This is a genomic window from Lapillicoccus sp. (assembly GCF_036559105.1).
Classification (GTDB): domain Bacteria; phylum Actinomycetota; class Actinomycetes; order Actinomycetales; family Dermatophilaceae; genus Lapillicoccus.
In genome coordinates this window covers 41,266-68,243 of sequence record NZ_DATBTV010000092.1, presented here as the reverse complement: position 1 = coordinate 68,243, position 26,978 = coordinate 41,266, and the positions used below count along the sequence as shown (strand labels likewise).

The window sequence follows — 26,978 nt, the reverse complement described above, 5'->3', positions numbered from 1 at the left end:
GTCAGAAGGTGCCCCCCGGCGCCGGACTGGCCTGACCGGGACTCTCACGACAGTCGGCCCGCTCCCACCACATTCGGTGGGAGGGGGCCGACTCTCGTGGGAGTGACTCAGTGGCGGGTCAGAAGGTGATGCCCCTCGCGGCGAAGGCGGTCTTGACCTCGGCCGCTGCGGCGGCACCGTCACGCTTCAACGCGGTCTGGTAGGTCTGCTGCGCGGCCGCCGAGAAGGAGGTGTCTGCCGCATACCCGAACTGGCTGTCGATGAGCGTGGTGTCCCACGCCGCCGTGGTCCTGCCGAGCCTGACGTAGGCCAGGCGGATGTCCCAGAGCGCCCGGCTCCAGATCTCCCCGTCGGCGTGGACCTCACCGATGCGGTCGGCCACGGTGCTGTCGGTGTCGAGGCGACGCAGGCAGTGCGGGACCGTGCTCGTGTAGGAGGTGGAGTCCCAGTCGGCGACGCACGCCTGGTCGGTCTTCACCGGCCAGCCGTACTGCTTGGCCGCGGCGAGGCCCACCGTCACCGAGAGGTAGTCGCCGAACGACTCGCCGATCGAGCCGGCGTCGAGGCCGGAGCCGAAGCCGGGCACCTGTGCGGCGTGGACCGCGTGACCGTACTCGTGAACGATGACCTCGGCGTCCTCGGCGTCGTCGACCCCGCCCTTGCCGTACCGGATGTCGAAATGCCGGGCGTCGTTGAAGAAGCTGTTGTCCGCGCCGTACTGGTCGATCCGCACCGACTGCTGCTGCATGTTGGCCGAGGGGAGCGTCGAGCCGAAGCCGAGGGACTGCAGGTACTCCTGCGCCTGGTTCACCCAGAAGTACGCCATGACCTGTTCGAACTGGTCGGCGTGACGGGTGTAGTTGAACGTGTTGGTCGGACTGAACGCGGGCGTCCCGGTCGAGGACTTGACGTTGGCCCACTTCCCGCGCAGGTACCCGGACCCGTCGAGGTTCCTCAGCTGCACGGACGCGTACTCGCTCATCGGCACGGCCGCGTCCGAGTCCTTCATGTCGGTGAGGGTCTGAATGCCGCTGGACTGCACCGGGTTGACCTTGAAGACCATGCCGGTCCCGGTCGTGGATCCGCTGGTGGGCTTGGCCGCCGAGGCCGGCTGCGCGAGGGCGACGGTGGCGAGGGAAGCGGCAAGGACCGCGGTTCCGGCGAGGGCAGAGGTGGTACGCGTCATACGAAGGCGGCGGCTCGTGGCCATGAAGGTCGTCTCCTGGTTGGGGGTCGGTGAACAGACGCTCCAGACCCCCGAGCCGTCCCGGACAGCGCCCGGACGACCGTACCTCCCCGATCGCGTAGATTGGACCTAAGCGATCGACCTAGTGAATGCCCGCGAGGAGTGGACGCCGCGATGCTCATCGCCGTCGGCCTCGTCCTCGTCGTGCTCCTCACCCTCGCGACCGGCTACTTCGTCGCCCAGGAGTTCGCCTACGTCTCGGTGGACCGCAACCGGCTGCGGCAGCTGGCCGACGAGGGCGACGCCGCCGCCGCCCGCGCGCTCGACATCACCGGACGGCTCTCCTTCACCCTCTCGGGCGCGCAGTTCGGGATCACCGTCACGGCCCTGCTGGTCGGGTACGCGGGTGAGCCCCTCATCGGGGTGGCGCTGGCCGACCTGCTCGGGTTCACCGACCTCCCGTATGCGGCTCGCCTCGCCGTCGCCGTCGCTCTCGTGCTCGTCTTCTCGACCGTCCTCCAGATGGTCGTGGGCGAGCTGGCGCCGAAGAACCTCGCCATCGCCCGCCCGATCCCGCTGGCCCGCTCGCTGAGCCGCTCGACGCAGGTCTACCTCGCCGTCGCGGGACCGCTGATCCACCTCTTCGACGGTGCCTCCAACCGGCTGCTGCGGGCTGTCGGCATCGAACCCGTCGAAGAGCTCTCACCCGGTGCCACCACCGCCGACCTGGAGCACGTCATCGACGAGTCGCGCAAGAGAGGCGCGCTCGACGAGGACCTCTCCCTGTTGCTCGAGCGCGGGCTGGCGTACCGGGCGCTCAGCGCGGAGCAGGCGATGACCCCCCGCGTCGACGTCGACACCGTGCCGGCCACCTCCACGCTGGCGGCCGTCGTCGACCTCCTGCGCACCAGCCCGCACTCGCGGTTCCCCGTCGTGGCCCAGGACGTCGACGACGTCGTGGGCATCGTCGGCCTGGCCGAGCTGCTCGAGGTCCCTCGCGAGAGCTGGGGGAGCGTCTCCGTGCAGGACGCGTGCTCCGCGGCGGTGGTCGTGCCCGGGTCGCTGCCGCTGCCCGCCGCCCTGGAGCAGCTGCGAGCCAGCCGGCGCCAGCTGGCGGTCGTCGTCGACGAGTTCGGCGGGTTCGACGGCGTGCTGTCCCTGGAGGACATCGCGGAGGAGGTGGTGGGCGACATCTTCGACGAGGGCGACGAGCGGGAGCCCGAGCCGCCTGAGGGACCGGCGGACACGCATACCCTCTCGGCCCGGCTCCGGCTCGACGAGGTCGAGTCGTCGACCGGCGTCCGGCTGCCGCTCGGGGCGGACTACGCCACCGTGAGCGGGCTCGTGCTGGGCCGGCTCGGGCGGGTGGCCAGGCCCGGCGACACCGTCACGGTCGACGAGGTCGTCGAACCGGGTGACGTCGACGACCCGTCGGTACCCGACCGGATCGAGATCCGTGTCGACGAGGTCGAGCGGCACGTCCCTGCGGTGGTCACCCTGCTGCGCCTCCGGTCGGATCCCACCCAGGAGCGGACCCCGTGAACGTCGCCGTGTCCGTCGGCCTGTCGGTGCTGCTGCTGCTCGCGAACGCGTTCTTCGTGGCGGCGGAGTTCGCCGTGGTCTCGGCGAAGCGGCACCGCCTGGAGGTCGCGGCAGCCTTCGGCGGACGCTCGGCGCGCGCGGCCGTGCGCAACAGCCGCGAGCTCTCGCTGGGTCTGGCCGGCGCGCAGCTCGGGATCACGCTCGCGACGTTGGGGCTCGGTGCGCTTGCCAAGCCGGCGGTCGCGGACCTGCTCGACCCCCTGCTCCAGCTGACCCCGCTGCCGGAAGCCGTGGCCTCGGTCGTCGCCACGGTCATCGCCGTCGCGGTCGTGGTGTTCCTCCACATGGTCGTCGGTGAGATGGCGCCGAAGTCGTGGGCGATCAGTCACCCGGAGCGGTCGGCGATCCTGCTCGGACTGCCGTTCCGCGTGTTCATGGCGTCCACCCGATGGGTCCTGCGGCTGCTCAACGGCGCTGCTAACGCCCTGCTCGGGATCTGGCAGGTCGAGCCGGTCGACGAGGCCAGCGTCGTGCAGGGACCAGCCGAGCTGCGGCTGCTCCTCGACGCGTCCCGGGAGCACGGGCTCATCGAGGCCGCGGAGGAGGAGCTGCTCAGCAGCGTCCTCGACCTGGCGGGCACACCGGTGTATGCGGCCACGCTGCCCCTGGCCGACGTCGTGGGGGTGCCGCTGGACGCTCTGGCCGTCGACGTCGAGCGTCGGTCGCGGGAGAGCGGCCGATCGCGCCTCGTGGTCCTCGACGCGTCCGGCGCGCCGACCGGCCTCGTCCACGTTCGCGACGCCGTGCTCGCCCCGCCCGACTCCACCGTGTCGGACCTCGCCTACGTCACGACCGTGCTCGACCCCCACGCGTCGGTGGTCGAGGCGATCGGCCGGATGCGCGCCGACCGGGCGCAGCTGGCGCTCGTCGCCGACCCCCGCGGCGAGGTCATCGGGATCACCGCCCTGGAGGACCTCCTGGAGCGGGTGCTCGGCGAGTTCGACGACGAGACCGACCGCCCACGCCGCTGAGTCGTGAGTGTCAGCCGAGCTGGACGGCGCGGTAGACCAGCATGGACGCTGCCGCCACGTCGACCGGACCGGCCGACGGGTCGACCACGGCCGGGCGTTGCGGTCGCTGCCAGGCGCTGTCCCACAGCAGCTCGTAGGCGCTGAGCCCGGGGGGCGTCGGGAGGGTCACCTGCGCCGGGTTGGCTCCGCCGTGCACGAGGACGAGGACGGAGCGCTCGCCCAGCTCCGCCCCGTCGAGGTACATCGCAAGGGTGCGCACCGAAGGATCGGTCCAGACGGCGTCGGTCATGGGCTGACCGCTCGCGGTGAACCACGCGATGTCGGTGGAGCCGTCGTCGTCGATCTGGCGGCCGGACGGGAAGGCCCGTTGGCGCAGCACCGGCAGCGTGGCCCTCAGCCGCACGAGGTGGCGGGTCGTCTCGAGCAGGTCCTGCTGCCACGGCGCGAGGTCCCAGTCGAACCAGGACGTCTCGTTGTCCTGGCAGAACGCGTTGTTGTTGCCGTCCTGGCTGCGCCCGAGCTCGTCGCCGGCGTTGAGCATCGGCACGCCGGTCGAGGTCAGCAGCGTGCCGATCAGGTTGCGGATGGACCGCAGCCGGGCCTCCTGGACGTCCGCGTCGTCGGTCGGGCCCTCGACGCCGTGGTTCCACGACAGGTTGTTGTCGGTGCCGTCGCGGTTGCCCTCGAGGTTCGCGTCGTTGTGCTTGACGTCGTACATCGTCAGGTCGCGAGCGGTGAACCCGTCGTGGGCGGCGACGAAGTTGACCGACGCGATGGGCCCCCGGTCGCGGGTGCCGAAGAGGTCCTGTGACCCGGCCAGCCGGGTGGCGAGGTCCTGCACGCCGTGCCCCTGCCGCGACTCCCGGTCGCGCCCGAGGCCGGTGAGCCAGAACGACCGGACGCCGTCGCGGAACCGGTCGTTCCACTCGCTGAACGGCGGCGGGAACTGGCCGGTACGCCAGCCGTGGATCCCGAGGTCCCACGGCTCGGCGACGTTCTTGACGCGGGAGAGGACCGGGTCCGTGCGCAGGGCCACGAGGAAGGGATGGTTGGGGTCGTAGTCGTCGTAGCGCCCTCGGGCCAGGGCGACGCCCAGGTCGAACCGGAACCCGTCGACGTGGCACTCCTCGACCCAGTACCGCAGCGAGTCCAGGACCATCCGGCACACCACGGGGTGACGCAGGTCGAGGGTGTTTCCGCAGCCGGTGACGTCGATGTCGTGACCGCGGTCGTCGAGCCGGTAGTAGGCGCGGTTGTCGAGGCCGCGCCAGCTCAACGTCATCCCCGTCGCGCTCTGCTCGCTGGTGTGGTTGTAGACGACGTCGAGGAGGACCTCGATGCCGGCCTGGTGCAGCAGCTTGACCATGCCCTTGAACTCGTCGAGCACGCCCTGCGGGTCCCGGGCTGACGCATACGCCGCGTGCGGGGCGAAGAACCCCAGCGTGTTGTAGCCCCAGTGGTTCGTCAGGCCGCGCCGGAGCACTTCGGGCTCGGTGGTGAACGCCTGTACGGGCAGCAGCTCGACGGCGGTGATACCGAGCCGGGTGAGGTGCTCGATGGTGAGGGGGTGAGCCAGGCCCGCGTAGGTGCCGCGGAGGTGGTCGGGGATGCCCGGCAGCCGTTGGGTGAGGTTCTTGACGTGGACCTCGTAGATGACCGTCTCGGCGAGGGAACGGTGCGGCGAGACCTCGCCCTCCCAGTCGAACGCCTCGTCGACCACCACACATCGGGGCACGAAGGCCTTGGAGTCGCGGTCGTCCCGCAGCCCGGTGTCGCCGGCCAGCTCGACCCCGACCTGGTGTCCGAAGACCGACGGTGCCAGGCGGATATCGCCCTCGACCGCGCGGGCGTAGGGGTCCAGCAGAAGCTTGGACTCGTTGTAGCGCAGACCGTTCTCCGGCTGCCACGGACCGGAGGCCCGGACCGCGTAGCGCTGCCCCGGCGTCACGCCGCGCAGATGTCCGAACCAGAACCCGTGCGCGCGCTCGGTGAGGGGTATGCGCCGCTCGGAGGCACCCTCCCGGTCACCGGCGTCGAACAGGCAGACGTGCACCGTGTCGGCGTGGCCGGCATACACGCAGAGCTCCACGCCGCCCTCGACGCGGGTGATCCCGGGCGGTGGTGGAAGGTCCCGCAGCGGTCGTGGTGGGGCCGGGGGGGACATGCCGTCAGCGTAGGGGGCCGTTACGGTGTCGCCATGACGTTCTGTGTGAGGCCTGGAGCATGAGCGACCCCACCAGCCTGCCGAACTTCCCACCCCCGGCGGACGAGCACCCACTGCGGGGGCGGGTTCTCGACGTCCTCAAGGATCTCGGGCTGAACCCCAACATCGACGGCGACGGCGACGTGGCCTTCATGATCGGCGAGCCGCCCCAGCAGCTGTTCGTGCGGTGCCTGGACGGCGACTGGCCGGTGATGCGGATCTTCGGGCAGTGGCTGATCGGCGAGCAGGTTCCTGACGACCTGTACCTGCGGCTGCAGCGCTGCAACGACTTCAGCCTGCAGCTCAACCTGGCCAAGGTCGGCATCGCCAACAACAACCTCGTCGTCAGCGTCGAGCACGTCGTGACCATGCAGACCGACATCTCGGCGCTCTTCCAGATCAGCGTGAACCTCATCATGGAGGTCGTGCAGATGTGGCACGCGTCGTTCCAGACGCCGCCCGAGGGAAGTGACGGCGTCGAGGGCGTCGAGGGCGTCGAGAGCACGGATTCCAACGGGTCCGAGCAGTATCGACCGCGCCACCGTCCGCAGGACGACGCATGAGCGACATCGCCTACGCCGGCGAGTTCGTCCGCCTAGAGGTCCAGGACGGGGTCGGCACGATCCGGCTGGACCGGCCCCCGATGAACCCGCTCTCGGTGCAGGTCCAGGAGGAGATCCGAGCCGCCGCGCAGACCGCCGGCGCGACCTCCGAGGTGGCCGCCGTCGTCGTCTACGGCGGCGAGAAGGTGTTCGCCGCCGGCGCCGACATCAAGGAGATGCAGGCCATGTCGTACGTCGAGATGGTCGAGCGCTCGGTCCCCCTGCAGAGCTCGATCACGGCGGTCGCCCAGATCCGCAAGCCCACGGTCGCCGCGGTGACGGGGTATGCGTTGGGCGGCGGCTGCGAGCTTGCGCTCGCCTGCGACTTCCGGGTCATCGGGGAGAGCTCGAAGCTCGGACAGCCGGAGATCCTCCTCGGTGTGATCCCGGGTGCCGGTGGTACGCAACGACTTTCGCGGCTCGTCGGGCCGGCGAAAGCGAAGGACATCATCTACTCGGGCCGGTTCGTGAACGCCGAGGAGGCGCTGCGCATCGGCCTCGTCGACAAGGTCGTCCCGGCCGACGAGGTGTATGCGGCGGCGCGCGCCTGGATGCTCTCGTTCGTCGGAGGCCCCGCGTATGCGCTGCGGGCGGCCAAGGAGGCCATCGACCGCGGCCTCGAGTCCGACCTCGACACCGGGCTGGAGATCGAGCGGATGCTCTTCGCCTCGCTCTTCGCGACCAAGGACCGCGAGATCGGGATGACCTCGTTCGTCCAGCAGGGACCGGGGAAGGCGAACTTCGAGGGAGCATGACTTCGGTACTGGGCTTGAGCGGTCGGAAATCGGACCGCTCGAGCCCATTCCCATCGGGAAGGGGAGCAGTCAGGCGGCGTCGAGGACGACGAGGTCGCGGGTGGTGGTGAGGCTGCCGGTCGCCGTGCCGACGTAGCTGCCCGAGGTGGGCGGCACGTCTCGGTAGTCGCGACCGGTCGCGACCGTGACGTGGCCCGCCCCGGTACGCCGACCGTTGCACGGGTCGTACCCGACCGCCTCCGCCGCGTGACCGTCCGCCGACGGGACCACCACCTCGACCCACGCGTGGGTGCCGCCCTGGCCGACGAGGTGACCCGAGACGTACCGAGCGGCGAGGCCGCGGATCCGACAGAGCGCCAGCATGACGTGGGCCGAGTCCTGGCAGACCCCCCGGCCCAGGGCGAGGGCCTCGTCGGCGGTGGTCCGCACCCCGGTGAGGCCGTACTCGTAGCCGAGCGCTTCGTGGGTCACGTGACAGAGCGCGTCGGCCAGAGCCAGCCCGTTCAGCCGGTCGAACGGGCCCGGTCCCGACGGCGGCGACACGGCGGCCAGCGCACGAAGCGGTTCGGAGGGCCCGGTCAGCGCCGTCGCCCGCAGCCATCGGGAGTCGCCGAGCGCGCGCGGGTCGAGGAGCACGGACTCGCTGTCCCGCCGGCGGGTCAGGGTGGCGGAGTAGACGAACTGGACGTACTCGTCGACCCGCTCGGCTCCGACCCGGACCACGGTGTTGCCGGCACCGTCCCGGACGCGGCGTCGCTGAACCTCGGCACCCGAGATCGTCAGCCGCGAGGTCTCGAGGACGGTGGGTCCGTGCTGGCGCGGCGGCATCACCCGCAGGCGGTGCCGCAGCCGCTGGATGGGCGCGTCATACCGGTAGACGAAGGTCTGGTCCAGCCGGTACCTCACGCGGTCCACCTCGTCGAGCGGGCTCATCCGGCGTCCTCCTCCGCCACCACCGCCATCGACTGGAGGACCGGACCGCCGAACGTCGTGGCCATCGCCACGTCCGACGCGTCCCGTCCCCGCCCGATGACGACTCGCCCCTTGCGGCGCTGGTTGTTCCGAGGGTCGAAGGTCCACCAGCGGTCGCCGAGCCAGACCTCCATCCACGCCGCGAAGTCCATCGGCGCCGGGTCCGGCGGTACGTCCATGTCTGGGAGGTACCCGAACGCGTACCGGGCCGGGATGTTGAGCGCACGGCAGAACGAGATCGCGAGGTGCGTGAAGTCGCGACACACCCCGTAGCCGGTGGTGAACACGTCGAGGGCCGTCGAGGTCGCCGTGCTCGACCCGTACTGGAAGGTCAGGTGCTCGTTGACGTGGTCGCAGATGGTCTGGACGCGGGAGTAGCCCGGGGGGACGTCGGCGAACTGCTTCCACGCCTCGTTGGCCAGCATGTCGGGCAGGCAGTAGCGGCTCGGCAGGGTGAACAGGAGCACGTCGTCCGGGAGCGCCGCGACGGGGTTTTCGGGCGCGTCCGGGTCGGCGTCGTCGACCGCGTCACGGACCGTCGCCACCGCCGCATACCGCAGGACGGACTCACCCGTCGGCAGCACGGTGCGCAGGCACGGGTTGCCGTAGAGGTCGGCATAGCGGCGCACGTCGAGCTCAGGCTCGAACGACCAGGACTCGTCGGCGACCAGGACCTCGGACGCGAGAGACGGCTGGACCTGGAAGACCGTCGGCGTCGGGATCTCCGCGTGGTAGACGAACTCGCAGCCGATGCGCAGCCGTCGCGTGTCCATGGACCCATCTTGGGGACTCGGTGTTTCCGCTGCGTTACGGGAACGTCGTGATTTTCGGTATGCCTTGGATGCGGCGGTCACGATGCCGCCCTAGACAGCGCTCCGGCGCCAGCCGCTGGCCGCCGAGCCACCGAGCAGGGTCCGTGCCATCGCGTCGTGGGTGACCAGGGTGGTCACCAGGCCGCTGCGGACCGCCGCGAGGACGGCTGGGGCCTTGGAGACGCCGTAAGGAATCGCGAGCACGTCGCCGACCTTGGCCAGCTGCTCGGCGTTCATGCAGATCATCCGCGCGGTCTGCTCGTGGCCGACCACGGTGCCCGAGGCGTCGATGAACACCCCGGAGACGTCGGCGACCGCCCCCGCCTTGGTCAGCGCGCGGCGGTCCGCGGTGCCCATCGCGTCGTAGATCGTGCTCTTTCCCGGACCCCAGGCACCGAGCCCGACGACGGCCTTGGTCACCGAGCCGAACTGGGCGATGGCCCGAGCGATCTCGGGTTGCCGGCGGAGGGTCCGGGCGGTCTCCTCGTCGGGCAGCAGGAAGGGGGCGTAGAAGACCGTCACCCGACCGCCGGTGAGCCGTCCGATGTCGCGGACGATCTCGGTCGACGTCACGGACAGGTCCTCGCGCTGCAGTGAGCCGGTCAGCTGGACCAGGGGAGCGGGGGCCATCCGGCCCAGGACCGGGACGGTGCTCGCCACCGCCCTCGCCCACGCGAACCCGAGCACGTCGAGCCGACCGACCGTCTCGGTGAGCAGCTCGCCGGCGGCCCGGGCCAGCAATGTCCGCAGCGCCGCCGGGTCGGACTCCTCGGTGCCGACGACGATCGCGGTCCGGAGGCCGAGGTGTTCGCGGAGCCGGCTGGACAGGTCGGTGTCGATGCTGCCCGGATGGCCGATCTCGATCCGGACCAGTCCGGTGGCCAGCGCCTGGTCGAGCAGCCGGGCAACCTTGAACCGGCTGATCTCGAGCTCGTCGGCGATCTCGACCTTGGACCGTCCGTCGACGTAGTACCGCCGGGCCACCGTGGCCGTGAGGACGAGCTGCGCCGGGCCGGCGGTCAGCTCGGATCCATCCATGGCGGCTCCCTTCGGTGCGTGCTCGACCAAGGCCCCCGCCGAAATCTACGACGCGGACCGGTCGGCGCGATGGCGTTTCCCGGCCAACTCTTGACAGGCGGACGCAGCGGCGGTTGACTCCCGAAAGCAGCATACGAGCAGAGCAGCGCTCATGTGAGCGTTACGCACGGACCACGTCGACGTGGTCCCGGGACGAGGGAGTCGGCGTGGCGGGTCGAACAGGACGCAGAGGCGGTAGGCGAGGAGCCCGGACCGGCATGCTCGGGGGAACCCTCGTGGTCTCGGTGGTGCTGGCTGGTTGCGGAGCGAGCGGCTGGGGCAGCGCCGGCGGCGGCGGCGGCGCCGACACCATCAACGTGCTCATGGTCAACAACTCACAGATGGTCGACCTGCAGAAGCTGACCACGGACAACTTCACCGCCAAGACCGGCATCAAGGTCAACTACACGGTGCTGCCGGAGAACGACGTCCGCGACAAGATCAGCCAGGAGTTCTCCAGCCAGGCCGGCCAGTACGACGTCGCCACGGTCAGCAACTTCGAGATCCCGATCTACGCGCGCAGCAAGTGGATCGCGCCCCTCAGCGACTACATCGCCAAGGACACGGCCTTCGACCAGGACGACATCCTCAAGCCGATGACCGAGTCGATGTCCAAGGACGGCGTCGTCTACGGCGAGCCGTTCTACGGGGAGTCGTCGTTCCTCATGTACCGCAAGGACGTCCTGGACTCGAAGGGCATCACCATGCCCGCGAACCCGACGTGGGACCAGGTCGCCGACATCGCCGCCAAGGTCGACGGGGCCCAGCCGAACATGAAGGGCATCTGTCTGCGCGGGCAGCCCGGCTGGGGCCAGATCTTCGCCCCGCTCACCACCGTGGTGAACACCTTCGGCGGCACCTGGTTCGAGAAGGACTGGACGCCCGGGGTCAACGCCAAGCCGTTCGTCGACGCGACGAACTTCTACGTCAAGCTCATCCAGGCGCACGGCGAGAAGGGTGCCCCCCAGGCGGGGTTCACCGAGTGCCTGAACAACCTCGTCCAGGGCAACGTCGCCATGTGGTACGACGCGACGTCGGCGGCCGGCTCACTCGAGGCGGCGGACTCTCCCGTCAAGGGCAAGATCGGCTACGTCGCGGCGCCGGTGAAGCTCACGAAGAGCTCCGGCTGGCTGTACTCGTGGGCGTGGGGCATCCAGATGGCCAGTACCAAGAAGGACAACGCCTGGAAGTTCGTGTCCTGGGCGTCGAGCAAGGAGTACGAGGAGCTGGTCGGCCAGAAGCTCGGCTGGTCCAAGGTCCCGGCCGGCAAGCGGTCCTCGACCTACGACAACCCCGACTACCTCAAGGTCGCGTCGGCGTTCGCGACGCCGACGAAGGCCGCGATCGAGTCCGCCGACCCGAACAACCCGGGTGTGCAGCCACGGCCGGCGCCGGGCATCCAGTTCGTCGACATCCCCGAGTTCCCCGACCTCGGGACCCAGGTCTCGCAGGACGTCAGCTCGGCGATCGCCGACCGGATGAGCGTCCAGCAGGCCCTGGACAACGGTCAGGAGCTCGCGGAGGACGTCGCCGACCGGTACCAGTCCAAGGGCGGGCAGTGAACCGCCGAGCGGTCACCGGCCGCTCTCCACTGGAGGCTCCCAGCCGCCTACACAACGTCACCAGGAAGGAACGCTCATGAGCGCCGTCGCCGAGTCCACCCGCACCGGCGCCCCGCCGGCGACGCCCCCGGACGACTCCGCCCTGGCTCGAGCCGGCGCCTGGGCCCGTCGTGCACCACTCCTGCCGGCGTTGATCTTCATGATCATCATCACGCAGCTGCCGTTCCTCGTGACCCTCGGCATCTCGTTCATGAACTGGAACGCCTACTACCCGGACGAGATCGGCTTCAACGGGCTGGACAACTACCGTCGGGTCCTCACCGATGCCAACACCCGGTCCGCGATCATCGTCACGGTCATCCTCACGGTGTCCGTGGTCCTGATCAGCCTGATCCTCGGCCTGCTCATCGCCTTGCTCCTCGACCGCCAGTTCCGGGGCCGCGGTGTCGTGCGCACGATGATGATCACCCCGTTCCTCATCGTCCCGGTGGCCGCCGCGCTGCTCTGGAAGCACGCGCTGCTCAACCCGGAGTACGGCCTGTTCAACGGCGTGCTGCGGTGGGTCGGCAACCTGTTCGGTCAGAACTGGCCACAGCCCGACTGGATCAGCCAGGCGCCGCTGTGGGCGATCATCGCGGCGCTGGTCTGGCAGTGGACGCCGTTCATGATGCTGATCCTGCTGGCCGGCCTCCAGAGCCGTCCCCTCGATGTCGTCGAGGCGGCCAAGATCGACGGCGCCACCAGCTGGCAGATCTTCTGGAACATGACCTTCCCGCACCTTCGCCAGTACATCGAGCTGAGCGCGCTGCTCGGGTCGGTCTACGTCGTCCAGAACTTCGACGCCGTCTTCGTCATCACCGCCGGCGGTCTCGGCACCGCGAACCTGCCCTACATCATCTACCAGCTGTTCTACACCGCCCACGAGTACGGCCGGGCGTCCGCCGCCGGGGTCATCGTCGTCATCGCGACGATCATCATCGCGACGTTCGCGCTGAGGACCGTGTCCACGCTGTTCCGGGAGGAGACCCGATGAGCGCCATCGCCAGCGCCACCACACCAGGGACGCAGCAGGTCCAGCGCATCCAGCACCGCAAGAAGCCGCGCAGTGCGATCATCCTCAGCGGGACAGCGTGGGTCGTCGGGATCCTCTTCGTCCTGCCGGTCCTGTGGATGGTGCTGACGTCCTTCCACTCGGAGCCGGATGCGGCGAAGAACCCCCCGGCACTGTTCGCCCCACTGTCGGTGGAGGGGTACAAGACCTTCTTCGACTCGGGTCCCTGGCCGCCGCTGCTGAACTCGCTGACGGCCAGCGTGCTGTCGACGGTCCTCGTCCTCCTGCTGGCCTTCCCCGCCGCATACGCCCTGTCGATCAAGCCGGTGAAGAAGTGGACCGACGTGCTCTTCTTCTTCCTGTCGACCAAGATGCTCCCGGTGGTCGCCGGCCTGCTGCCGCTCTACCTGTTCGCGCAGGCCGTCAACGTGCTCGACAACATCTGGTACCTCCTGATCCTCTACACCTCGATGAACCTGCCGATCGTCGTCTGGATGCTCCGGTCCTTCCTGGCGGAGGTGCCGGTGGAGATGCTCGAGGCCGCCCAGCTGGACGGCGCCGGCCTGATCCGGACGCTGCGCTCGATCATCGCGCCGGTGGTCCTTCCCGGGATCGCCGCGGCCGCGTTGATCTCGTTCATCTTCAGCTGGAACGAGCTGCTCTTCGCGCGGGTGCTCACCGGTACCGCGGCCCAGACCGCGCCGGTGTTCCTCACCGGCTTCGTCACCAGCCAGGGGCTGTTCCTCGCCAAGGTCTGTGCCGCGTCGTTGGTCGTGTCACTGCCGGTGCTCATCGCCGGGTTCGCTGCCCAGGACAAGCTCGTGCAGGGTCTTTCGCTCGGCGCCGTCCGGTAAGACAGTCGCGTCAGGAGTCGTTCGCGAAGGAGGAGTCTCGTATGCCCGTACTCAGCCAGCGCACCCTGCACTCGCTCCCCGACACGGTGGCCCGGCCGGCCTATGACCGGTCGCAGGTCACTGAGGGGATCGTGCACTTCGGGGTCGGCGGGTTCCACCGCGCCCACCAGGCGATGTACCTCGACGCACTGATGGACCAGGGCGAGGCGCTCGACTTCGGGATCGTCGGGGTGGGCACGATGCCCGGCGACACCCGGATGCGCGATGCGCTCAACCCCCAGGACGGGCTCTACACCCTGGTGGTCAAGTTTCCCGACGGCCGACGTGAGCCGCGGGTGATCGGGTCGATGACGCGGTTCCTCCATGCCGCAGACGACCCGGGTGCGGTGCTCGCCGCGATGAGGGCGGCGAGCACCCGCATCGTCTCGTTGACCATCACCGAAGGTGGCTACCTGTTCCGCCCCTCGACCGGGGACTTCGACGCCGAGCACCCGCTGATCCGGCCGGACCTGGTGGCGGGGGCGACACCTACGACCCCGTTCGGGTTCATCGTCGAGGCGCTCCGGCTGCGGAGGGAGGACGGAACCCCGCCGTTCACGGTGATGTCCTGCGACAACATCCCCGGGAACGGCGACGTGGCCAAGACAATGATCGTCGCGTTCGCCACCCTCAAGGATGCCGACCTCGCGACCTGGATCGAGTCGTCGGTGCGGTTCCCCAACTCCATGGTCGACCGGATCACGCCGGTCACGGCGCCGGAGGACATCGTCGCCCTGAAGGACGATTTCGGGGTCGAGGACGCGTGGCCGGTGGTCTGCGAGCCGTTCACCCAGTGGGCCCTGGAGGACTCGTTCGAGGGCGGTGCGGCCGGACGGCCGGCGTTCGAGGACGTCGGGGTCCAGCTGGTGCCCGACGTCGAGCCGTACGAGCTGATGAAGCTGCGGCTGCTCAACGCGAGCCACCAGGCGCTCTGCTACCTCGGGTACCTCAGCGGGTACCGGTACGCCCACGAGGTATGCCAGGACCCCCTCTTCGTCGACTTCCTTCTCTCGTACATGGACCGAGAGGCGACTCCGACGCTGCATGACGTACCCGGGGTCGACCTCACCGCCTACAAGCACCAGCTCATCGAGCGGTTCGCGAACCCTGAGGTCCACGACACGCTGGCCCGGCTGTGCGCCGAGAGCTCGGACCGCATCCCGAAGTGGCTGGTCCCGGTCATCCGGACCAACCTCGAGAAGGGTGGCGAGATCGAGCGGTCGGCACTTGTGGTCGCGTCGTGGGCGCGCTACGCCGAGGGGGTCGACGAGCAGGGCGACGCCATCCAGGTCGTCGACCAGCTGAAGGACCAGGTGATGGCCGCGGCGGCGCGGCAGCAGGACGAGCCGTTGGCGTTCATCGAGGACGAGCAGCTGTTCGGCGACCTGGCGGCGAACGAGAGGTTCGCCGAGAGCTACACGAGGTGGCTGGCCTCGCTGCACGACGTCGGCGCCCGCCTGACTCTCGAACGGCTGGCGGGCAGGGCAGAATCGGTCCATGACTGACCGAGTCCTCGTTGCGGGCGTCGACTCGTCGACCCAGTCCACCAAGGTCGTCGTCTGTGACGCCGGCACCGGCGAGATCGTCCGCGAGGGACGTGCCGCGCACCCCGACGGTACCGAGGTTGACCCGGCCGCCTGGTGGGCTGCGTACGAGGAGGCGACGTCCGCCGGACTGCTGGACGACGTCCGTGCCATCGCCGTCGCCGGCCAGCAGCACGGGATGGTCGCTCTTGACGAGGACGGCGACGTCGTGCGAAAAGCGTTGCTGTGGAACGACACTCGTTCCGCCGGCGCAGCGGCGGAGCTCGTGCGGGAGCTCGGCGGGCCCCAGGCCTGGGCCGACGCCGTGGGCACCGTGCCGTTGGCCAGCATCACCGTGGCGAAGCTGCGCTGGTTCGCCGAGCACGAGCCCGATCTCGCCGACCGGACACAGGAGGTGGTGCTCCCGCACGACTGGCTGACGGCGCAGATCCTCGGTTCCGGCTCCACGGCCGGCGTGCGGCTCGTCACCGACCGCGGCGACGCCTCCGGCACCGGCTACTGGGCGCCCTCGAGCGGCGCGTACCGGACCGACCTGCTCGCCAGGGCCTTCGGCCGCGGGCTCGGACTGCCGGACGTGCTGGCACCGCACGAGGCGGCGGGGACCACGGCGAGCGGGATGGTCGTCGGCCCCGGGACTGGCGACAACATGGGCGCCGCGCTGGGTCTCGGCCTCGGTCCCGGCGACATCGTCGTCTCGCTCGGGACCAGTGGGACGGTCTTCGGGGTGGCGGAGGCACCGACGGCGGACCCGACCGGGTTCGTCGCCGGGTTCGCCGACGCGACCGGTCGCTTCCTCCCGCTGGTCTGCACCCTCAACGCGGCCCGGGTCCTCACGTCCGCCGCCACCGTGCTCGGCACCGACCACGCGGGCCTCGACGAGCTGGCCCTCTCGGCGAAGCCCGGGGCGGGTGGGCTCACCCTGCTGCCCTACCTCGACGGCGAGCGGACCCCCGACCTGCCCGACGCGACCGGCAGCCTCGGCGGGCTCACCCGGGCGAACCTCACGCCGGCGAACGTCGCGCGGGCCGCCGTGGAGGGCATGCTCTGCGGCCTGGCCGACGGGCTCGACGCGTTGCGCGACAACGGCGTTCCCGTCCATCGGGTGCTGCTCATCGGTGGTGCTGCACGGTCCACGGCGGTGCAAGCGGTGGCCAGTGGGATCTTCGGGGCGCCCGTGTCGGTGCCGTCGCCGGGGGAGTACGTCGCCCTTGGGGCCGCTCGACAGGCCGCGTGGGTGCTCGCGCGCAGCCGCGGTGACGGCGTCGAGGAGCCCCCGGGCTGGGCGATCGGCGCACCGGAGGTGCCCGACCCGGGCGGTGACTGGGCCGCCGAGGTGCGCGGCGCGTACACCCGTCTCCGCGGGCAGATGCACGGCATCTGACCGGACGGGCTCGGCTCACCCGATCGGGCGTGTCGGGCATCACGCGGCGTGGGCTTGGGCCTCACCGGCGCGGCTGCGAGGATGGACGGCGGCCTGCGAACCATGAGCATCAACCCGTCGAAGAAGAGGACGCATGAACATCGTCGTCTGTGTCAAGTACGTCCCGGACGCCCAGGCGGACCGGACTTTCGTGGAGAGCGACAAGACCACCGACCGGGTGGGTGTGGACGGGTTGCTCTCGGAGCTCGACGAGTACGCGATCGAGGAGGCGCTGCTCGTCACCGAGGCCGGCGAGGGTGAGGTGACCGTGCTCACGGTCGGCCCCGAGCAGGCCACGGACGCGCTGAAGAAGGCCCTCCAGATGGGCGCCGACAAGGCGGTCCACGTCGTCGACGACCAGATCCACGGCTCGGACGCCCTCGCGACGTCGGCGATCCTCGCCGCGGCGATCGGCAAGCTGGACCCGCAGCCCGACCTCGTCATGACCGGGATGGCCTCGACCGACGGCACCATGGGCGTCGTCCCGACGATGCTCGCGGAGCGGCTCGGGCTGCCGGCAGTGACGTTCGCGTCGGAGCTGACCGTCGGGGACGGCAAGGTCACGGTCCGCCGCGACAACGACGCCGCCTCGCAGACCATCGAGGCGACGCTGCCGGCCCTGGTGTCGGTGACCGACCAGATCAACACCCCGCGGTACCCCTCGTTCAAGGGGATCATGGCCGCGAAGAAGAAGCCGCTCGACACGTGGTCGCTCGCCGACCTCGGCATCGAGCCGAGCCAGGTCGGGCTCGACGCGGCGTGGACCAAGGTCGAGTCGTATGCCGCGCGCCCGCCGCGTCAGAAGGGCCAGATCGTGGCCGACGAGGGCGCCGGCGGCGAGAAGCTCGCCGCGTTCCTCGCCGAGCGCAAGTTCGTCTGACCCCTGAACGTCGCCCCCTTTTGTTTGCTGGCAAGGAGATCCGAACCCCATGGCTGAAGTACTCGTCCTCGTCGACCACGCCGGCGGCCAGGTCCGCAAGACCACGTCCGAGCTGCTGACCATCGCCCGCCGTCTCGGCGAGCCCTCCGCCGTGTTCGTCGGCGACGGCTACGACGAGGCCAAGGCGACCCTCGCCGCCTACGGCGCCCAGAAGACCTATCGGGCGACCTCGACGGATCTCACGGAGTACCTCGTCGTCCCGCAGGCCGAGCTGCTCGCGCAGCTGGTCCAGAAGACCTCGCCCGCGGCGGTCCTCATCGCCTCGTCCGCCGAGGGCAAGGAGGTCGCGGCCCGGCTGGCCGTCAAGACCGGGTCCGGCCTCATCACCGACGCGGTCGACGTCCAGGCGGGTTCCGGCGGCGGTGTCGAGACGACGCAGTCGGTGTTCGCGGGCTCCTACACGGTGACCGCGACGGTGACCGAGGGCACGCCGATCGTCACGGTGAAGCCGAACTCGGCGACCCCGGAGCAGTCCGAGTCGCAGCCGGTCGAGGAGGTCGTGGAGTTCGCGGCGTCCGACGCGGCGAAGACGGCTCGGATCACCGCGACCGCCCCGCGCGAGAAGACCGGCCGACCCGAGCTGACCGAGGCGGCCATCGTCGTGTCGGGTGGCCGCGGTACGGCGGGCGACTTCTCCAAGGTCGAGGACTTCGCCGACGCGCTCGGCGCCGCCGTCGGGGCCTCGCGAGCGGCGGTGGACGCCGGCTGGTACCCGCACGCGTCGCAGGTCGGCCAGACCGGCAAGCAGGTGTCGCCGCAGCTCTACGTCGCCTGCGGCATCTCGGGCGCGATCCAGCACCGGGCCGGCATGCAGACGTCCAAGACGATCATCGCCGTCAACAAGGACGAGGAGGCGCCGATCTTCGAGCTCGTCGACTTCGGCGTCGTCGGCGACCTGTTCGCGGTCCTGCCCCAGGCGACGGCCGCGGTGGAGGCCAAGAAGGGCTGACGCGTCGCGGTTCGTGGCCGAGACGACACGGACCGACGCCCAGGAGAGGTGGAGGACGGCGGTCAGTGGCCGAGACGCCACATCCTGCGGCGCGGGCCTCAGCGCGGCTGCCGGGCGACCACCTCGAAGAGGTGCCAATGCTTCGGGCCGGAGTACGCCGGCCCGTCACGGTCCTCCTCGGTCACGACGACGTCCTCCAATCCCGCCGCCAGCTCCGCCACGCCGTCAGCGGGCAGGAACGTCATCTCCGGCTTCCATGCCCACGAAGCCGGCGGAGACGAGATCGGCGGGCGGTACCGCACACGTCTCGAGCCCCTCGACGGACGTCGTCAGCCGGCGGACCGGTGACCCGGCACGGTCACCGCCGCGCCGGCCGCCCTCGCTGCGCCGAACGCCCATCCCCAGGACCAACAGATCCCGCACCGGCCGGCCGTGCCGTCGCCGGCGCTCACGCCGACTTGACGGCGCCCAGCGTGAAGCTCATCGCGATCCGTTCGGGGTGCTCGGTCATCCGGAACTCGCCGATCTCGTCACGGGTCATCTTTCCCGGGAACGGGCAGAACGGGACGCTGTCGTGCTCCTCGAGCATGGTGAGCTGCAGTCCGTGCCGCATCACCGCCGTCACCGTCTCGCCGATCCCGTGGCTCCAGGTGTGGGTCTCCGTATGGGTGATCGTGTGCGCGGAGTCCTCGGCCGCCTGCACGTAGGTGAGGTCGTCGTCCCAGACCACAGGGTCGTGGTGCTCGAAGTACGGGAAGGCGGGGACCGGCCGCCCCGTGACCGGGTCCGGCTCCATCGTGTCGAGCATCGGGTGGGTGTCGCGGATGAACAGCCGCCCTCCGGGTCGTAGGACGGCCGCGACGACCTCGGCCCACCGGTCGACCGATGGCAGCCAGGAGATCGCGCCGAGGCTGACGTAGACCAGGTCGAAGGTGCGCCCCGTCAACGCCTTCGGCGCGTCGTACACGTCGGACACGACGTAGTCGACCTGAGCCCCTGTGGCCGCCGCCAGCCGACGGGCCTCCTCGACCGACTGTGGCGACAGGTCCAGCCCGGTCATCCGGGCGCCCAGCCGGGCCAGCGAGAGCGTGTCGGTGCCGATGTGGCACTGGAGGTGCACGCCGTCCAGGCCGCTGACGTCACCGATCCGCGCGAGGTCGAACCGGACCACGCCGGAGAGGTGTTCGGGGTCGTCGAGGAACGACTGCACCTCGTAGTCCGGGGACGCCGCGTGGATCGCGGCACGGTCGTCCCAGTTCGCGCGGTTCGCGCGCAGGTAGTCGGGCTCTTCGGCCGCGTCCAGCACCACGAGGACACGGTATGCCCGCCACCCTCGCGCCCGCTTGCCGACGCTAGCGGTTGTTGGTTGGCTGCTGTCGTGGTCGACGTGGGGGTGCTGGGACACCAGCCGATTCTCGAGGGACAGCTGGTCCGTCTCGAGCCGGCCGGCCCGGAGCATCTCGACGGGCTCTGGCCGCTCTACTCGGGCGGCGAGGAGGACCCCTTCGTGACGCTGACCCGCGAGCAGGCGAGGGTCGGGCTGGCCCGGGCCCAGGCGCGCAAGGACCGGGCCGACTGGGCGATCGTCCGCTGTCAGGACGACGTCGTCATTGGCGAGGCGGTGCTGTGGGACCTCGACGAGGACGCCTCGTCGATGAGCTACCGCATCGCCCTCGTCGGGCCCGAGGTGTTCGGCCAGGGCTACGGGACGGAGGCGACCCGACTGGTCCGCGACTTCGCGCTCGGACCGCTCGCGCTGCACCGTCTGGCGCTCGAGGTGAACTCCTTCAACGCTCCGGCGATCGCCGTGTACACCAAGGTCGGCTTCGTGCTGGAGGGCGTGCGCCGGGAGGCGGTCCGCCGCGACGGCGAATGGTACGACGTACACGACATGGCGATCATCGAAGCCGACGCTCGACCATAGTCACCCCGAGTAGCCGCGGCGGGTGTAGGCACCTGGCATACCCCTCCCGGTTGCGGACGTAAACTTGCCGGGTGCGCCGGTACCTCGACCACGCCGCCACGACGCCGATGCGTCCCGCGGCGATCGAGGCGATGACGGAGCAGCTCGGCCGCACCGGTAACGCGTCGTCGCTGCACACCTCCGGTCGGCTGGCCCGGCGCGTCGTGGAGGAGTCCCGCGAGACCATCGCCGGCGCCATCGGCTGCCGCCCGTCCGAGGTGGTGTTCACCTCGGGGGGCACGGAGTCCGACAACCTCGCCGTCCAGGGCACGTACGCCGCGCGTCGCGACGCCGACCCGCGCCGGGTGCGCCTGCTGGTCAGCTCCATCGAGCACCACGCCGTGCTGGACTGCGTGGACTTCCTCGCCGCCCACGAGGGCGCGAAGGTCACCTGGCTCGAGGCCGACAGTGAGGGCCGGATCGCCCCTGAGGTCGTCCGTACGGCGCTGGCCGAGGGCCCCGATTCGGCCGCGCTCGTGTCGGTGATGTGGGCCAACAACGAGGTCGGCACCGTCCAGGACATCCCGGGCATCGCGGCGGTGGCTCACGACCTGGGCGTCCCGGTGCACACCGACGCGATCCAGGCAGTCGGCCACATCCCTGTCGACGTCGCCGTGTCGGGGGTCGACCTCGCGTCACTCACGGCGCACAAGCTGGGCGGGCCGATCGGCGTCGGCGCGCTCGTCGTCAAGCGGCAGCACCAGCTGGTGCCCTTGTCCCACGGCGGCGGTCAGGAGCGGCAGGTCCGCAGCGGAACCCTCGACGTCCCGGCGATCCGCGGGTTCGCCGTCGCCGTCGAGGAGTCGGTCCGCGAGCTGGCCGAGGAGTCGGCCCGGCTGACGGGTCTGCGCGACGCCCTCATCGAGGGGGCCCTGGGCCTCGGTCTGGACATCACGATCGGAGGTCCCTGGACTCCGGGCGTCGTCACCGACCGGCTTCCGGGCAACGTCCACCTGCTCGTCCCGGGCTGCGACGGGGACTCGCTGCTGTACCTGCTCGACGCCGCCGGGATCGAGTGCTCGACCGGCTCGGCGTGCCAGGCCGGAGTCCCGCAGCCCAGCCACGTGCTGCTGGCCATGGGTGTCCGGGAGGAGCAGGCGCGCGGTGCGCTGCGGCTCACTCTCGGCCACACCTCAACGCCGGAGGACGTGGAGGCGGTGCTGGCCGCCCTGCCAGCCACCGTCGAACGCGCCCGCCGAGCGTCCGGCCGGAGCTGGTGAGCGGTCGATGAGAGTCGTCGTCGCGATGAGCGGCGGGGTCGACTCAGCCGTGGCCGCAGCCCGGATGGTCGACGCCGGGCACGAGGTCGTCGGGGTGCACCTGGCGCTCAGCCAGAACGCGGCCACGCTGCGCGAGAGCGCCCGTGGGTGCTGCACCATCGAGGACGCCGGGGACGCCCGCCGGGTCGCCGACGTCCTCGGCATCCCGTTCTACGTGTGGGACCTAGCCGCCCGCTTCCGCGAGGAGGTCGTCGAGGACTTCCTCTCGGAGTACGCCGCCGGCCGCACGCCGAACCCCTGCGTCCGTTGCAACGAGCGGATCAAGTTCGCCGCCCTGCTGGACAAGGCGGTCGCCCTCGGCTTCGACGCGGTGGCCACCGGTCACTACGCCCAGGTGGTCGAGCGGCCGGAGGGTCGACGGGAGCTGCACCGCGCCGTCGACCCGCGCAAGGACCAGTCCTACGTACTGGGGGTCCTCGACGAGGGCCAGCTGTCTCGCTCGTTCTTCCCGCTCGGCGACACGACCAAGCCCCAGATCCGCGAGGAGGCGCAGGCCCGCGGCTTCTACGTCGCGAGCAAGCCGGACAGCCACGACATCTGTTTCATCCCGGACGGTGACACCCGCGGGTTCCTCAGCGGGTCGCTCGGTGAGCAGCCGGGCGACCTCGTCGACACTGAGGGGAGGGTCGTCGGATCCCATTCCGGCGCATACGGGTTCACCGTCGGCCAACGACGCGGGCTCGGGCTCGACCGCGGCGCTCTGGACGGCGAACCCCGCTTCGTCGTGGGGGTCGAGGCCCGCACCAACACCGTCGTCATCGGTACCCGCGACCTTCTCGGCGTCGACGCGATCGTCGGCGGTCACGCCCGGTGGTGCGGGCCGGCGCCGGACGGCGTCGCGAAGGTCGGTGCCCAGCTTCGCGCCCACGGTGAGGAGTACCCGGCGACCGCCTGGGCGGACGGCGACACGGTGCACGTCCGGCTCGCGGAGCGGGCGCGTGGGGTCGCGCCCGGGCAGTCGGTGGTCCTCTACGCGGGCACCAGGGTGATCGGCAGTGCCACGATCCACAAGGCGTTCGCGGCGCCGGCGAGCCCCTGAGACCGCCGGTCTGCCCTCTCCTCCCGTAGTGGCCTGCGAGCGGGTGCCGGGCGCTAGGGTGCCACTGGAGTGGGGACTCGGCAGGGCGAGGGGCACAGGTTGGCCATGGCGGCGATGGACACGGGCTCGGACCATCTGGTCGAGCGCGTCCGGACCCTCTGCATGGCGTTCCCGCGCACCCAGGAGCGGCCGAGCCACGGCGAGGCGTGCTGGTTCGTCGCCGGCAAGCGCATGTTCGTCATGTTCGCCGACCATCACCACGACGACCGGGTGGCCTTCTGGGCCGCGGCCGACGACGGGGTGCAGCGCCACCTCGTCGAGGACGAGCCCCGGCACTTCTTCCGGCCGCCCTACGTCGGCGTGCGGGGCTGGGTCGGGATGTGGCTCGACGACGAGCCCGACTGGGACCGCGTCGAGCTCCTCGTCGAGGAGGCCTGGCGCTGCATCGCCGGTCCGCGGCTGATCAAGGAGTGGGCCGCCCGCCGCTGAGCGGTCAGGGCGGGTCGGCGCCGCGGTGCTCCTCCTGGGCCACGAGGGCGTCCAGGTCACCCAGTCGGTCCAGGCCGCCGAGGGCGCGGGTCATCCGCGAGTTCCCTTCCAGGCGCTCGCGGTTGCGATCCAGGTACCACCAGTAGCCGGCGGTGAACGGGCAGGCGTTCTCGCCCACCCGCGTACCCGGGTCGAACCGGCACCCGCCGCAGTGGTCGGACATCCGGTTGAGGTACGCGCCGCCCGAGACGTAGGGCTTGGTCGCCATAACGCCCGCGTCGGCATGCTGCGACATCCCCACGACGTTCGGGACCATCACCCAGTCGTAGCCGTCGACGAACGCCCGGTGGAACCAGTCGGTCAGCTCGTCGGGGCGCCAGCCGCGCTGCGCCGCGTAGTTGCCGAGGACCATGAGCCGCGGGATGTGGTGGACCCAGCCGTGGTCGCGGACCTCGTTGAGCGTATGCGTGAGGCAGGCGGCGTCGGTCGCGTCGCCGTCGAGGTCCCGCCACCAGTCCGGCAGGTGTCGGCGGGCGTTGAGGCGGTTCGCCGACCGGTAGTCGTCGCCCAGGTGCCAGTAGAGGTGCCAGACGTAGTCGCGCCAGCCCAGGACCTGGCGGACGAACCCCTCGGCGGACTGCAGCGGCACGTCACCACGGCGGTATGCGTGCTCGGCCGCCTCGACGACCTCCGTCGGGTCGAGGAGGCCGAGGTTCATCGGGGCCGAGAGGAGGGAGTGGGCCATCCACGGGTCGCCGGTCATGACTGCGTCCTCGTACGGCCCGAACCGCGCCAGCCGGTTCGTCACGAAGTCGTCGAGCGCCGCGAGCGCCTCGGCCCTCGTCGCGGCGAACCGGCGTGGGCCGTCGGCACCGATGAACGTGACGTCGCCGTCCCGCTCCCAGCGGTCCAGGTCGTCCCGGACCTCGGCGTCGATGTCGTCCTCCGTGGGCCAAAGCGGTTCGCGGACGCCGAGGGTCTCCTGGCCGCGCGGGGGAGGCTCGCGGTTCTCGGCGTCGAGGTTCCAGCGGCCCCCGACCGGTTCGTCGCCGTCCATCAGCACGCCGTGGCGACGGCGGGCGTCGCGGTAGAAGTGCTCCAGGAGCAACCGCCGTCGACCGCGGGACTCCGCCCACGTCGTGAAGTCCTCGCGAGTCGTCACGTAGCCGCGGGCCGGCAGCCGCTCGACCTCGCGCTCGTCGGCCAGGGTCCGCACGAAGGCCACCGCGGCGCGGGACGTCGGCTGGACCACCTGGAGCGGGCCGTCGACGTCGGCGAGGGCGTCGCGGTACCGCTCGACGCGCGCATACCGGCACCGCTCCCCGAGCTCGGCGGCGCGGTGCCGCATCGCGCTGAGGACGAGATGCGCCTTCTGGCGGTGGAACGCCGTCCGGGCGAAGACCCGCCGTGACTCGACCAGCAGGACGCCGCCGTCGTGGTCGTCGAGGAAGTGGGGGCCGAGCTGGTCGCCGAACAGCCAGCGGGTCGGACCGGGCGCAGGGGCGTCGCGACCGGCCATACCGGCGACGCTAACCTCGCGACGTGACGACCGCGACCGGCATGGGCTCCTGGCCGGGCACCGACGTCCGCGAGACCCTGGCGGTCGTCCGCGACCTGCTGGCCGACGCGGGCGACGGCACCGAGGGCCTGCCGTACCTCCCCGAGCTGCCCGACCGCGGTCCCGGCGCCGACCTCGTCGGTCGCGGCCTCGGGATGTTGCTCGACCTGCCCGTGGACCTGCAGCCCTCGGGCTGGCGGCTGACCGACCGGCCGGGGCACGACCAGAACCGCACCGGCGCCTTCCTGCGGGAGGACCTCGACGAGCTGGCGGAGGCGTTCGACGGATGGACCGGGCGGCTGAAGCTCCAGGTCGCCGGCCCGTGGACCCTCGCCGCCAGCACCTGGCTGCCCCGCGGCGAGCGGGTGGCGTCCGACGCCGGCGCGACGCGTGACCTCGTCGACTCGCTGGCCGAGGGGGTACGCCTGCACCTGGCGACGGTCCAGCGGCTCGTTCCGGGCGCTCGGCTGGTGCTCCAGGTCGACGAGCCCTCCCTGCCGGCCGTCGTCGAGGGCCGGCTGCCCACGGCGTCCGGGTTCGGGATGGTCCGTGCCGTCGACCCCCAGGTCGCCCTCACCGCGCTGGAGACGGTGCTCGCGGCGGCCCCGGAGGGGAGCCGGGTCGTCCACTGCTGCGCTCCGGACGCCCCGATCGTCCTGCTGCGGCGCACCGGCGCCGCCCTCGCCGTCGACACGTCGCTGCTCGGCTCCCGCGGCTGGGAGGGCATCGCCGTCGGGGTCGAGGACGGGATGACCCTGTATGCCGGGTGCGTGCCGACGACAGGGACTGCGCCCCGGCCGCAGACCGTCGTGGACCGGCTGGCCGAACCGTGGCACGACCTGGGACTGCCGGTGTCCCGCCTCGCCGACATCGTCGTGACCCCGGCCTGCGGCTTGGCCGGACTCACACCGGGACAGGCTCGCGACGTTCAACGGGTATGCATCGACAGCGCACGGGAGCTCGCCGAACGGGCCGAGGCGTGAGGGTCCCCTGGCAGGTCAAGTTCGGGGCCCTCGCACTGATCTGGGGCGGATCGTTCCTGCTCATGAAGATCGGACTGCAGGCGCTCGAGCCGGTGCAGATCTCGACCCTGCGGATCGCGTCCGGCGCGGCCACGGTGCTGCTGACCGCACTGGTCATGGGCGTGCGGCTGCCGCCGTGGGGACGCGTCTGGGGGCACCTGTTCGTGGCCGGGCTGGTGCTCTGTTCGGTGCCGTTCACCCTGTTCCCGTTGGGGGAGGAGCGGGTGTCGTCGGCGCTGGCCGGCATCGGGAACGCGACGACGCCGCTCTCGGCGGTGCTCTTCACGATGCTCCTGCTGCCCGCCGACCGGGTCGACCGGCGCACCGTGCTGGCCGTCGTCGCCGGGTTCGTCGGCGTCGTGGTGATCATGCAGCCATGGGAGTCGGACGGCCGGCCGGACGTCGTGGGGTTCGCCATGACGTTGCTCGCGGGTGCGTCCTACGGGTTGGGCTGGACGTACGTCAAGCGGTTCCTCGCCAAGGACGACATCGGCGGCCTGGGGATGCCGGCCGCCCAGCTGCTGATGGGGGCGGCGCAGATGCTGGCGGTCACGCTCGTGTGGTGGTTGCTGCACCGGGAGGCTGAGCCGACCGGCATACCGGCTCCGTGGTCACCCGTACCCGGCGCCGGACCGGTGCTCTGGCCGGTCGTGGCGATCCTGGTCCTCGGCGTGGTCGGGACCGGGCTGGCGTTCGTGCTCCAGTACGACGTGGTCCGCGAGGTCGGACCGACCGTCGGGGCGACGGTGACCTACGTGATCCCGGTCGTCGCGGTCGTGCTCGGGACGGTGTTCCTCCACGAGCGGCTGCAGTGGCCGCAGGTGGCCGGTGCGGCGATCGTCCTCGCCTCGGCGGTGGCCATCGGCCGCGTACGTCGCCGACCGGTCGCGCTGCCCGAGGGTGAGGTCCTTGAGGAGCTCACCCCGTCGGCGTCGTCCCGGACGTCAACGCGCTGACCGGGCGCCCACCTTCATGTCGCGGGTCATGTCGCGACTGGTGTGGTCAGGACAGCACCCATCGCGACATGACTCGTGACATGACCCGTGGCGTGACTCGTGCGCCGGCGCGGCCACGCGGAGCGGTGACGG

Annotated in this window: 25 protein-coding genes; 17 read left to right on the top strand and 8 right to left on the bottom strand. The window is 70.9% G+C overall.

The annotated features are described in order from the left end of the window. Positions 1–118: 118 nt before the first annotated feature. A complete protein-coding gene (locus tag VIG79_RS12050; RefSeq protein WP_331885893.1) occupies positions 119–1,186 on the bottom strand; it encodes a M36 family metallopeptidase in 1,068 nt (355 codons plus the stop codon). Between the two features lie 174 nt (positions 1,187–1,360). Between VIG79_RS12050 and VIG79_RS12045 the strand changes: the two genes are divergently transcribed. Beyond that, positions 1,361–2,728: a hemolysin family protein gene (locus VIG79_RS12045; RefSeq protein WP_331885891.1), complete on the top strand. Its 1,368-nt coding sequence runs from the start codon at positions 1,361–1,363 to the stop codon at positions 2,726–2,728. After that, positions 2,725–3,759, top strand: a complete 1,035-nt coding sequence (locus VIG79_RS12040; RefSeq protein ID WP_331885889.1) for a CNNM domain-containing protein — start codon at positions 2,725–2,727, stop codon at positions 3,757–3,759. Before VIG79_RS12045 ends, VIG79_RS12040 begins: the two co-directional genes overlap by 4 nt. Positions 3,760–3,769: 10 nt before the next feature. Here the strand turns inward: VIG79_RS12040 and glgX are convergent, their stop codons facing one another. After that, a complete protein-coding gene (gene glgX / locus VIG79_RS12035; protein WP_331885887.1) occupies positions 3,770–5,923 on the bottom strand; it encodes a glycogen debranching protein GlgX in 2,154 nt (717 codons plus the stop codon). A 59-nt stretch (positions 5,924–5,982) separates the two neighbouring features. Between glgX and VIG79_RS12030 the strand changes: the two genes are divergently transcribed. Together VIG79_RS12030 and VIG79_RS12025 are read left to right on the top strand one after the other, a co-directional pair. Further along, positions 5,983–6,525, top strand: coding sequence for a hypothetical protein (locus VIG79_RS12030; protein WP_331885885.1), 543 nt, complete (start codon positions 5,983–5,985; stop codon positions 6,523–6,525). Continuing rightward, positions 6,522–7,319 carry an enoyl-CoA hydratase/isomerase family protein gene (locus tag VIG79_RS12025; RefSeq protein ID WP_331885883.1) on the top strand — a complete coding sequence of 266 codons (798 nt, stop codon included), beginning with the start codon at positions 6,522–6,524 and terminating at the stop codon, positions 7,317–7,319. Before VIG79_RS12030 ends, VIG79_RS12025 begins: the two co-directional genes overlap by 4 nt. A 69-nt stretch (positions 7,320–7,388) precedes the next feature. Here VIG79_RS12025 and VIG79_RS12020 read toward each other — a convergent pair whose 3' ends face one another. The 3 genes from VIG79_RS12020 to VIG79_RS12010 all read right to left on the bottom strand — a co-directional run bounded on the left by VIG79_RS12020 (position 7,389) and on the right by VIG79_RS12010 (position 10,141). After that, positions 7,389–8,252: a transglutaminase family protein gene (locus VIG79_RS12020; RefSeq protein ID WP_331885881.1), complete on the bottom strand. Its 864-nt coding sequence runs from the start codon at positions 8,250–8,252 to the stop codon at positions 7,389–7,391. Further along, complete coding sequence (locus VIG79_RS12015; protein ID WP_331885879.1) at positions 8,249–9,064, bottom strand: transglutaminase family protein; 816 nt, start codon at positions 9,062–9,064, stop codon at positions 8,249–8,251. The genes VIG79_RS12020 and VIG79_RS12015 overlap by 4 nt, the downstream gene beginning before the upstream one ends. 90 nt (positions 9,065–9,154) lie before the next feature. After that, positions 9,155–10,141, bottom strand: a complete 987-nt coding sequence (locus tag VIG79_RS12010; protein WP_331885877.1) for a sugar-binding transcriptional regulator — start codon at positions 10,139–10,141, stop codon at positions 9,155–9,157. Between the two features lie 257 nt (positions 10,142–10,398). On the opposite strand from VIG79_RS12010, the gene VIG79_RS12005 reads away from it, so the two are divergent. The 7 genes from VIG79_RS12005 (at position 10,399) to VIG79_RS11975 (ending at position 18,539) form a co-directional block, all read left to right on the top strand. Next, positions 10,399–11,742 (top strand): sugar ABC transporter substrate-binding protein, encoded by a 1,344-nt coding sequence (locus tag VIG79_RS12005; protein ID WP_331885875.1) that lies wholly within the window; start codon positions 10,399–10,401, stop codon positions 11,740–11,742. A gap of 76 nt (positions 11,743–11,818) precedes the next feature. Further along, positions 11,819–12,775, top strand: a complete 957-nt coding sequence (locus tag VIG79_RS12000) for a sugar ABC transporter permease (RefSeq protein ID WP_331885873.1) — start codon at positions 11,819–11,821, stop codon at positions 12,773–12,775. Beyond that, positions 12,772–13,647, top strand: a complete 876-nt coding sequence (locus VIG79_RS11995) for a carbohydrate ABC transporter permease (protein WP_331885871.1) — start codon at positions 12,772–12,774, stop codon at positions 13,645–13,647. Before VIG79_RS12000 ends, VIG79_RS11995 begins: the two co-directional genes overlap by 4 nt. A gap of 41 nt (positions 13,648–13,688) precedes the next feature. Continuing rightward, positions 13,689–15,191, top strand: coding sequence for a mannitol dehydrogenase family protein (locus VIG79_RS11990; RefSeq protein WP_331885870.1), 1,503 nt, complete (start codon positions 13,689–13,691; stop codon positions 15,189–15,191). Continuing rightward, the gene (xylB, locus tag VIG79_RS11985) at positions 15,184–16,611 is read left to right on the top strand and encodes a xylulokinase (protein ID WP_331885869.1); all 1,428 of its coding nucleotides are present in this window, start codon (positions 15,184–15,186) and stop codon (positions 16,609–16,611) included. The genes VIG79_RS11990 and xylB overlap by 8 nt, the downstream gene beginning before the upstream one ends. A 133-nt stretch (positions 16,612–16,744) precedes the next feature. After that, positions 16,745–17,530, top strand: a complete 786-nt coding sequence (locus tag VIG79_RS11980) for an electron transfer flavoprotein subunit beta/FixA family protein (protein WP_331885868.1) — start codon at positions 16,745–16,747, stop codon at positions 17,528–17,530. A gap of 49 nt (positions 17,531–17,579) precedes the next feature. Further along, entirely contained in the window at positions 17,580–18,539 is a 960-nt protein-coding gene (locus tag VIG79_RS11975) for an electron transfer flavoprotein subunit alpha/FixB family protein (RefSeq protein ID WP_331885867.1), read from the top strand. 98 nt (positions 18,540–18,637) lie between these two features. Here VIG79_RS11975 and VIG79_RS11970 read toward each other — a convergent pair whose 3' ends face one another. Further along, entirely contained in the window at positions 18,638–18,784 is a 147-nt protein-coding gene (locus tag VIG79_RS11970; protein WP_331885865.1) for a hypothetical protein, read from the bottom strand. Positions 18,785–18,987: 203 nt separating this feature from the next. Beyond that, on the bottom strand, positions 18,988–19,848 hold the full coding sequence (locus VIG79_RS11965; RefSeq protein ID WP_331885863.1) for a class I SAM-dependent methyltransferase: 861 nt from the start codon (positions 19,846–19,848) through the stop codon (positions 18,988–18,990). Positions 19,849–19,917: 69 nt separating this feature from the next. On the opposite strand from VIG79_RS11965, the gene VIG79_RS11960 reads away from it, so the two are divergent. From VIG79_RS11960 to VIG79_RS11945, 4 genes are all read left to right on the top strand, one after another. Beyond that, positions 19,918–20,463, top strand: coding sequence for a GNAT family protein (locus tag VIG79_RS11960; protein WP_331885861.1), 546 nt, complete (start codon positions 19,918–19,920; stop codon positions 20,461–20,463). Between the two features lie 71 nt (positions 20,464–20,534). Further along, positions 20,535–21,722: a cysteine desulfurase family protein gene (locus VIG79_RS11955; RefSeq protein WP_331885859.1), complete on the top strand. Its 1,188-nt coding sequence runs from the start codon at positions 20,535–20,537 to the stop codon at positions 21,720–21,722. Positions 21,723–21,729: 7 nt separating this feature from the next. Continuing rightward, a complete protein-coding gene (mnmA, locus tag VIG79_RS11950; protein WP_331885857.1) occupies positions 21,730–22,821 on the top strand; it encodes a tRNA 2-thiouridine(34) synthase MnmA in 1,092 nt (363 codons plus the stop codon). Between the two features lie 105 nt (positions 22,822–22,926). Beyond that, positions 22,927–23,310: an MmcQ/YjbR family DNA-binding protein gene (locus VIG79_RS11945; protein ID WP_331885855.1), complete on the top strand. Its 384-nt coding sequence runs from the start codon at positions 22,927–22,929 to the stop codon at positions 23,308–23,310. 4 nt (positions 23,311–23,314) lie between these two features. Here VIG79_RS11945 and VIG79_RS11940 read toward each other — a convergent pair whose 3' ends face one another. Beyond that, complete coding sequence (locus VIG79_RS11940) at positions 23,315–24,829, bottom strand: cryptochrome/photolyase family protein (RefSeq protein WP_331885853.1); 1,515 nt, start codon at positions 24,827–24,829, stop codon at positions 23,315–23,317. A 23-nt stretch (positions 24,830–24,852) separates the two neighbouring features. Here VIG79_RS11940 and VIG79_RS11935 point away from each other — a divergent pair, with 23 nt between their 5' ends. After that, a complete protein-coding gene (locus VIG79_RS11935; protein WP_331885851.1) occupies positions 24,853–25,851 on the top strand; it encodes a methionine synthase in 999 nt (332 codons plus the stop codon). Next, positions 25,848–26,846: a DMT family transporter gene (locus VIG79_RS11930; protein WP_331885849.1), complete on the top strand. Its 999-nt coding sequence runs from the start codon at positions 25,848–25,850 to the stop codon at positions 26,844–26,846. Before VIG79_RS11935 ends, VIG79_RS11930 begins: the two co-directional genes overlap by 4 nt. The last annotated feature ends 132 nt before the right edge of the window (positions 26,847–26,978 follow it).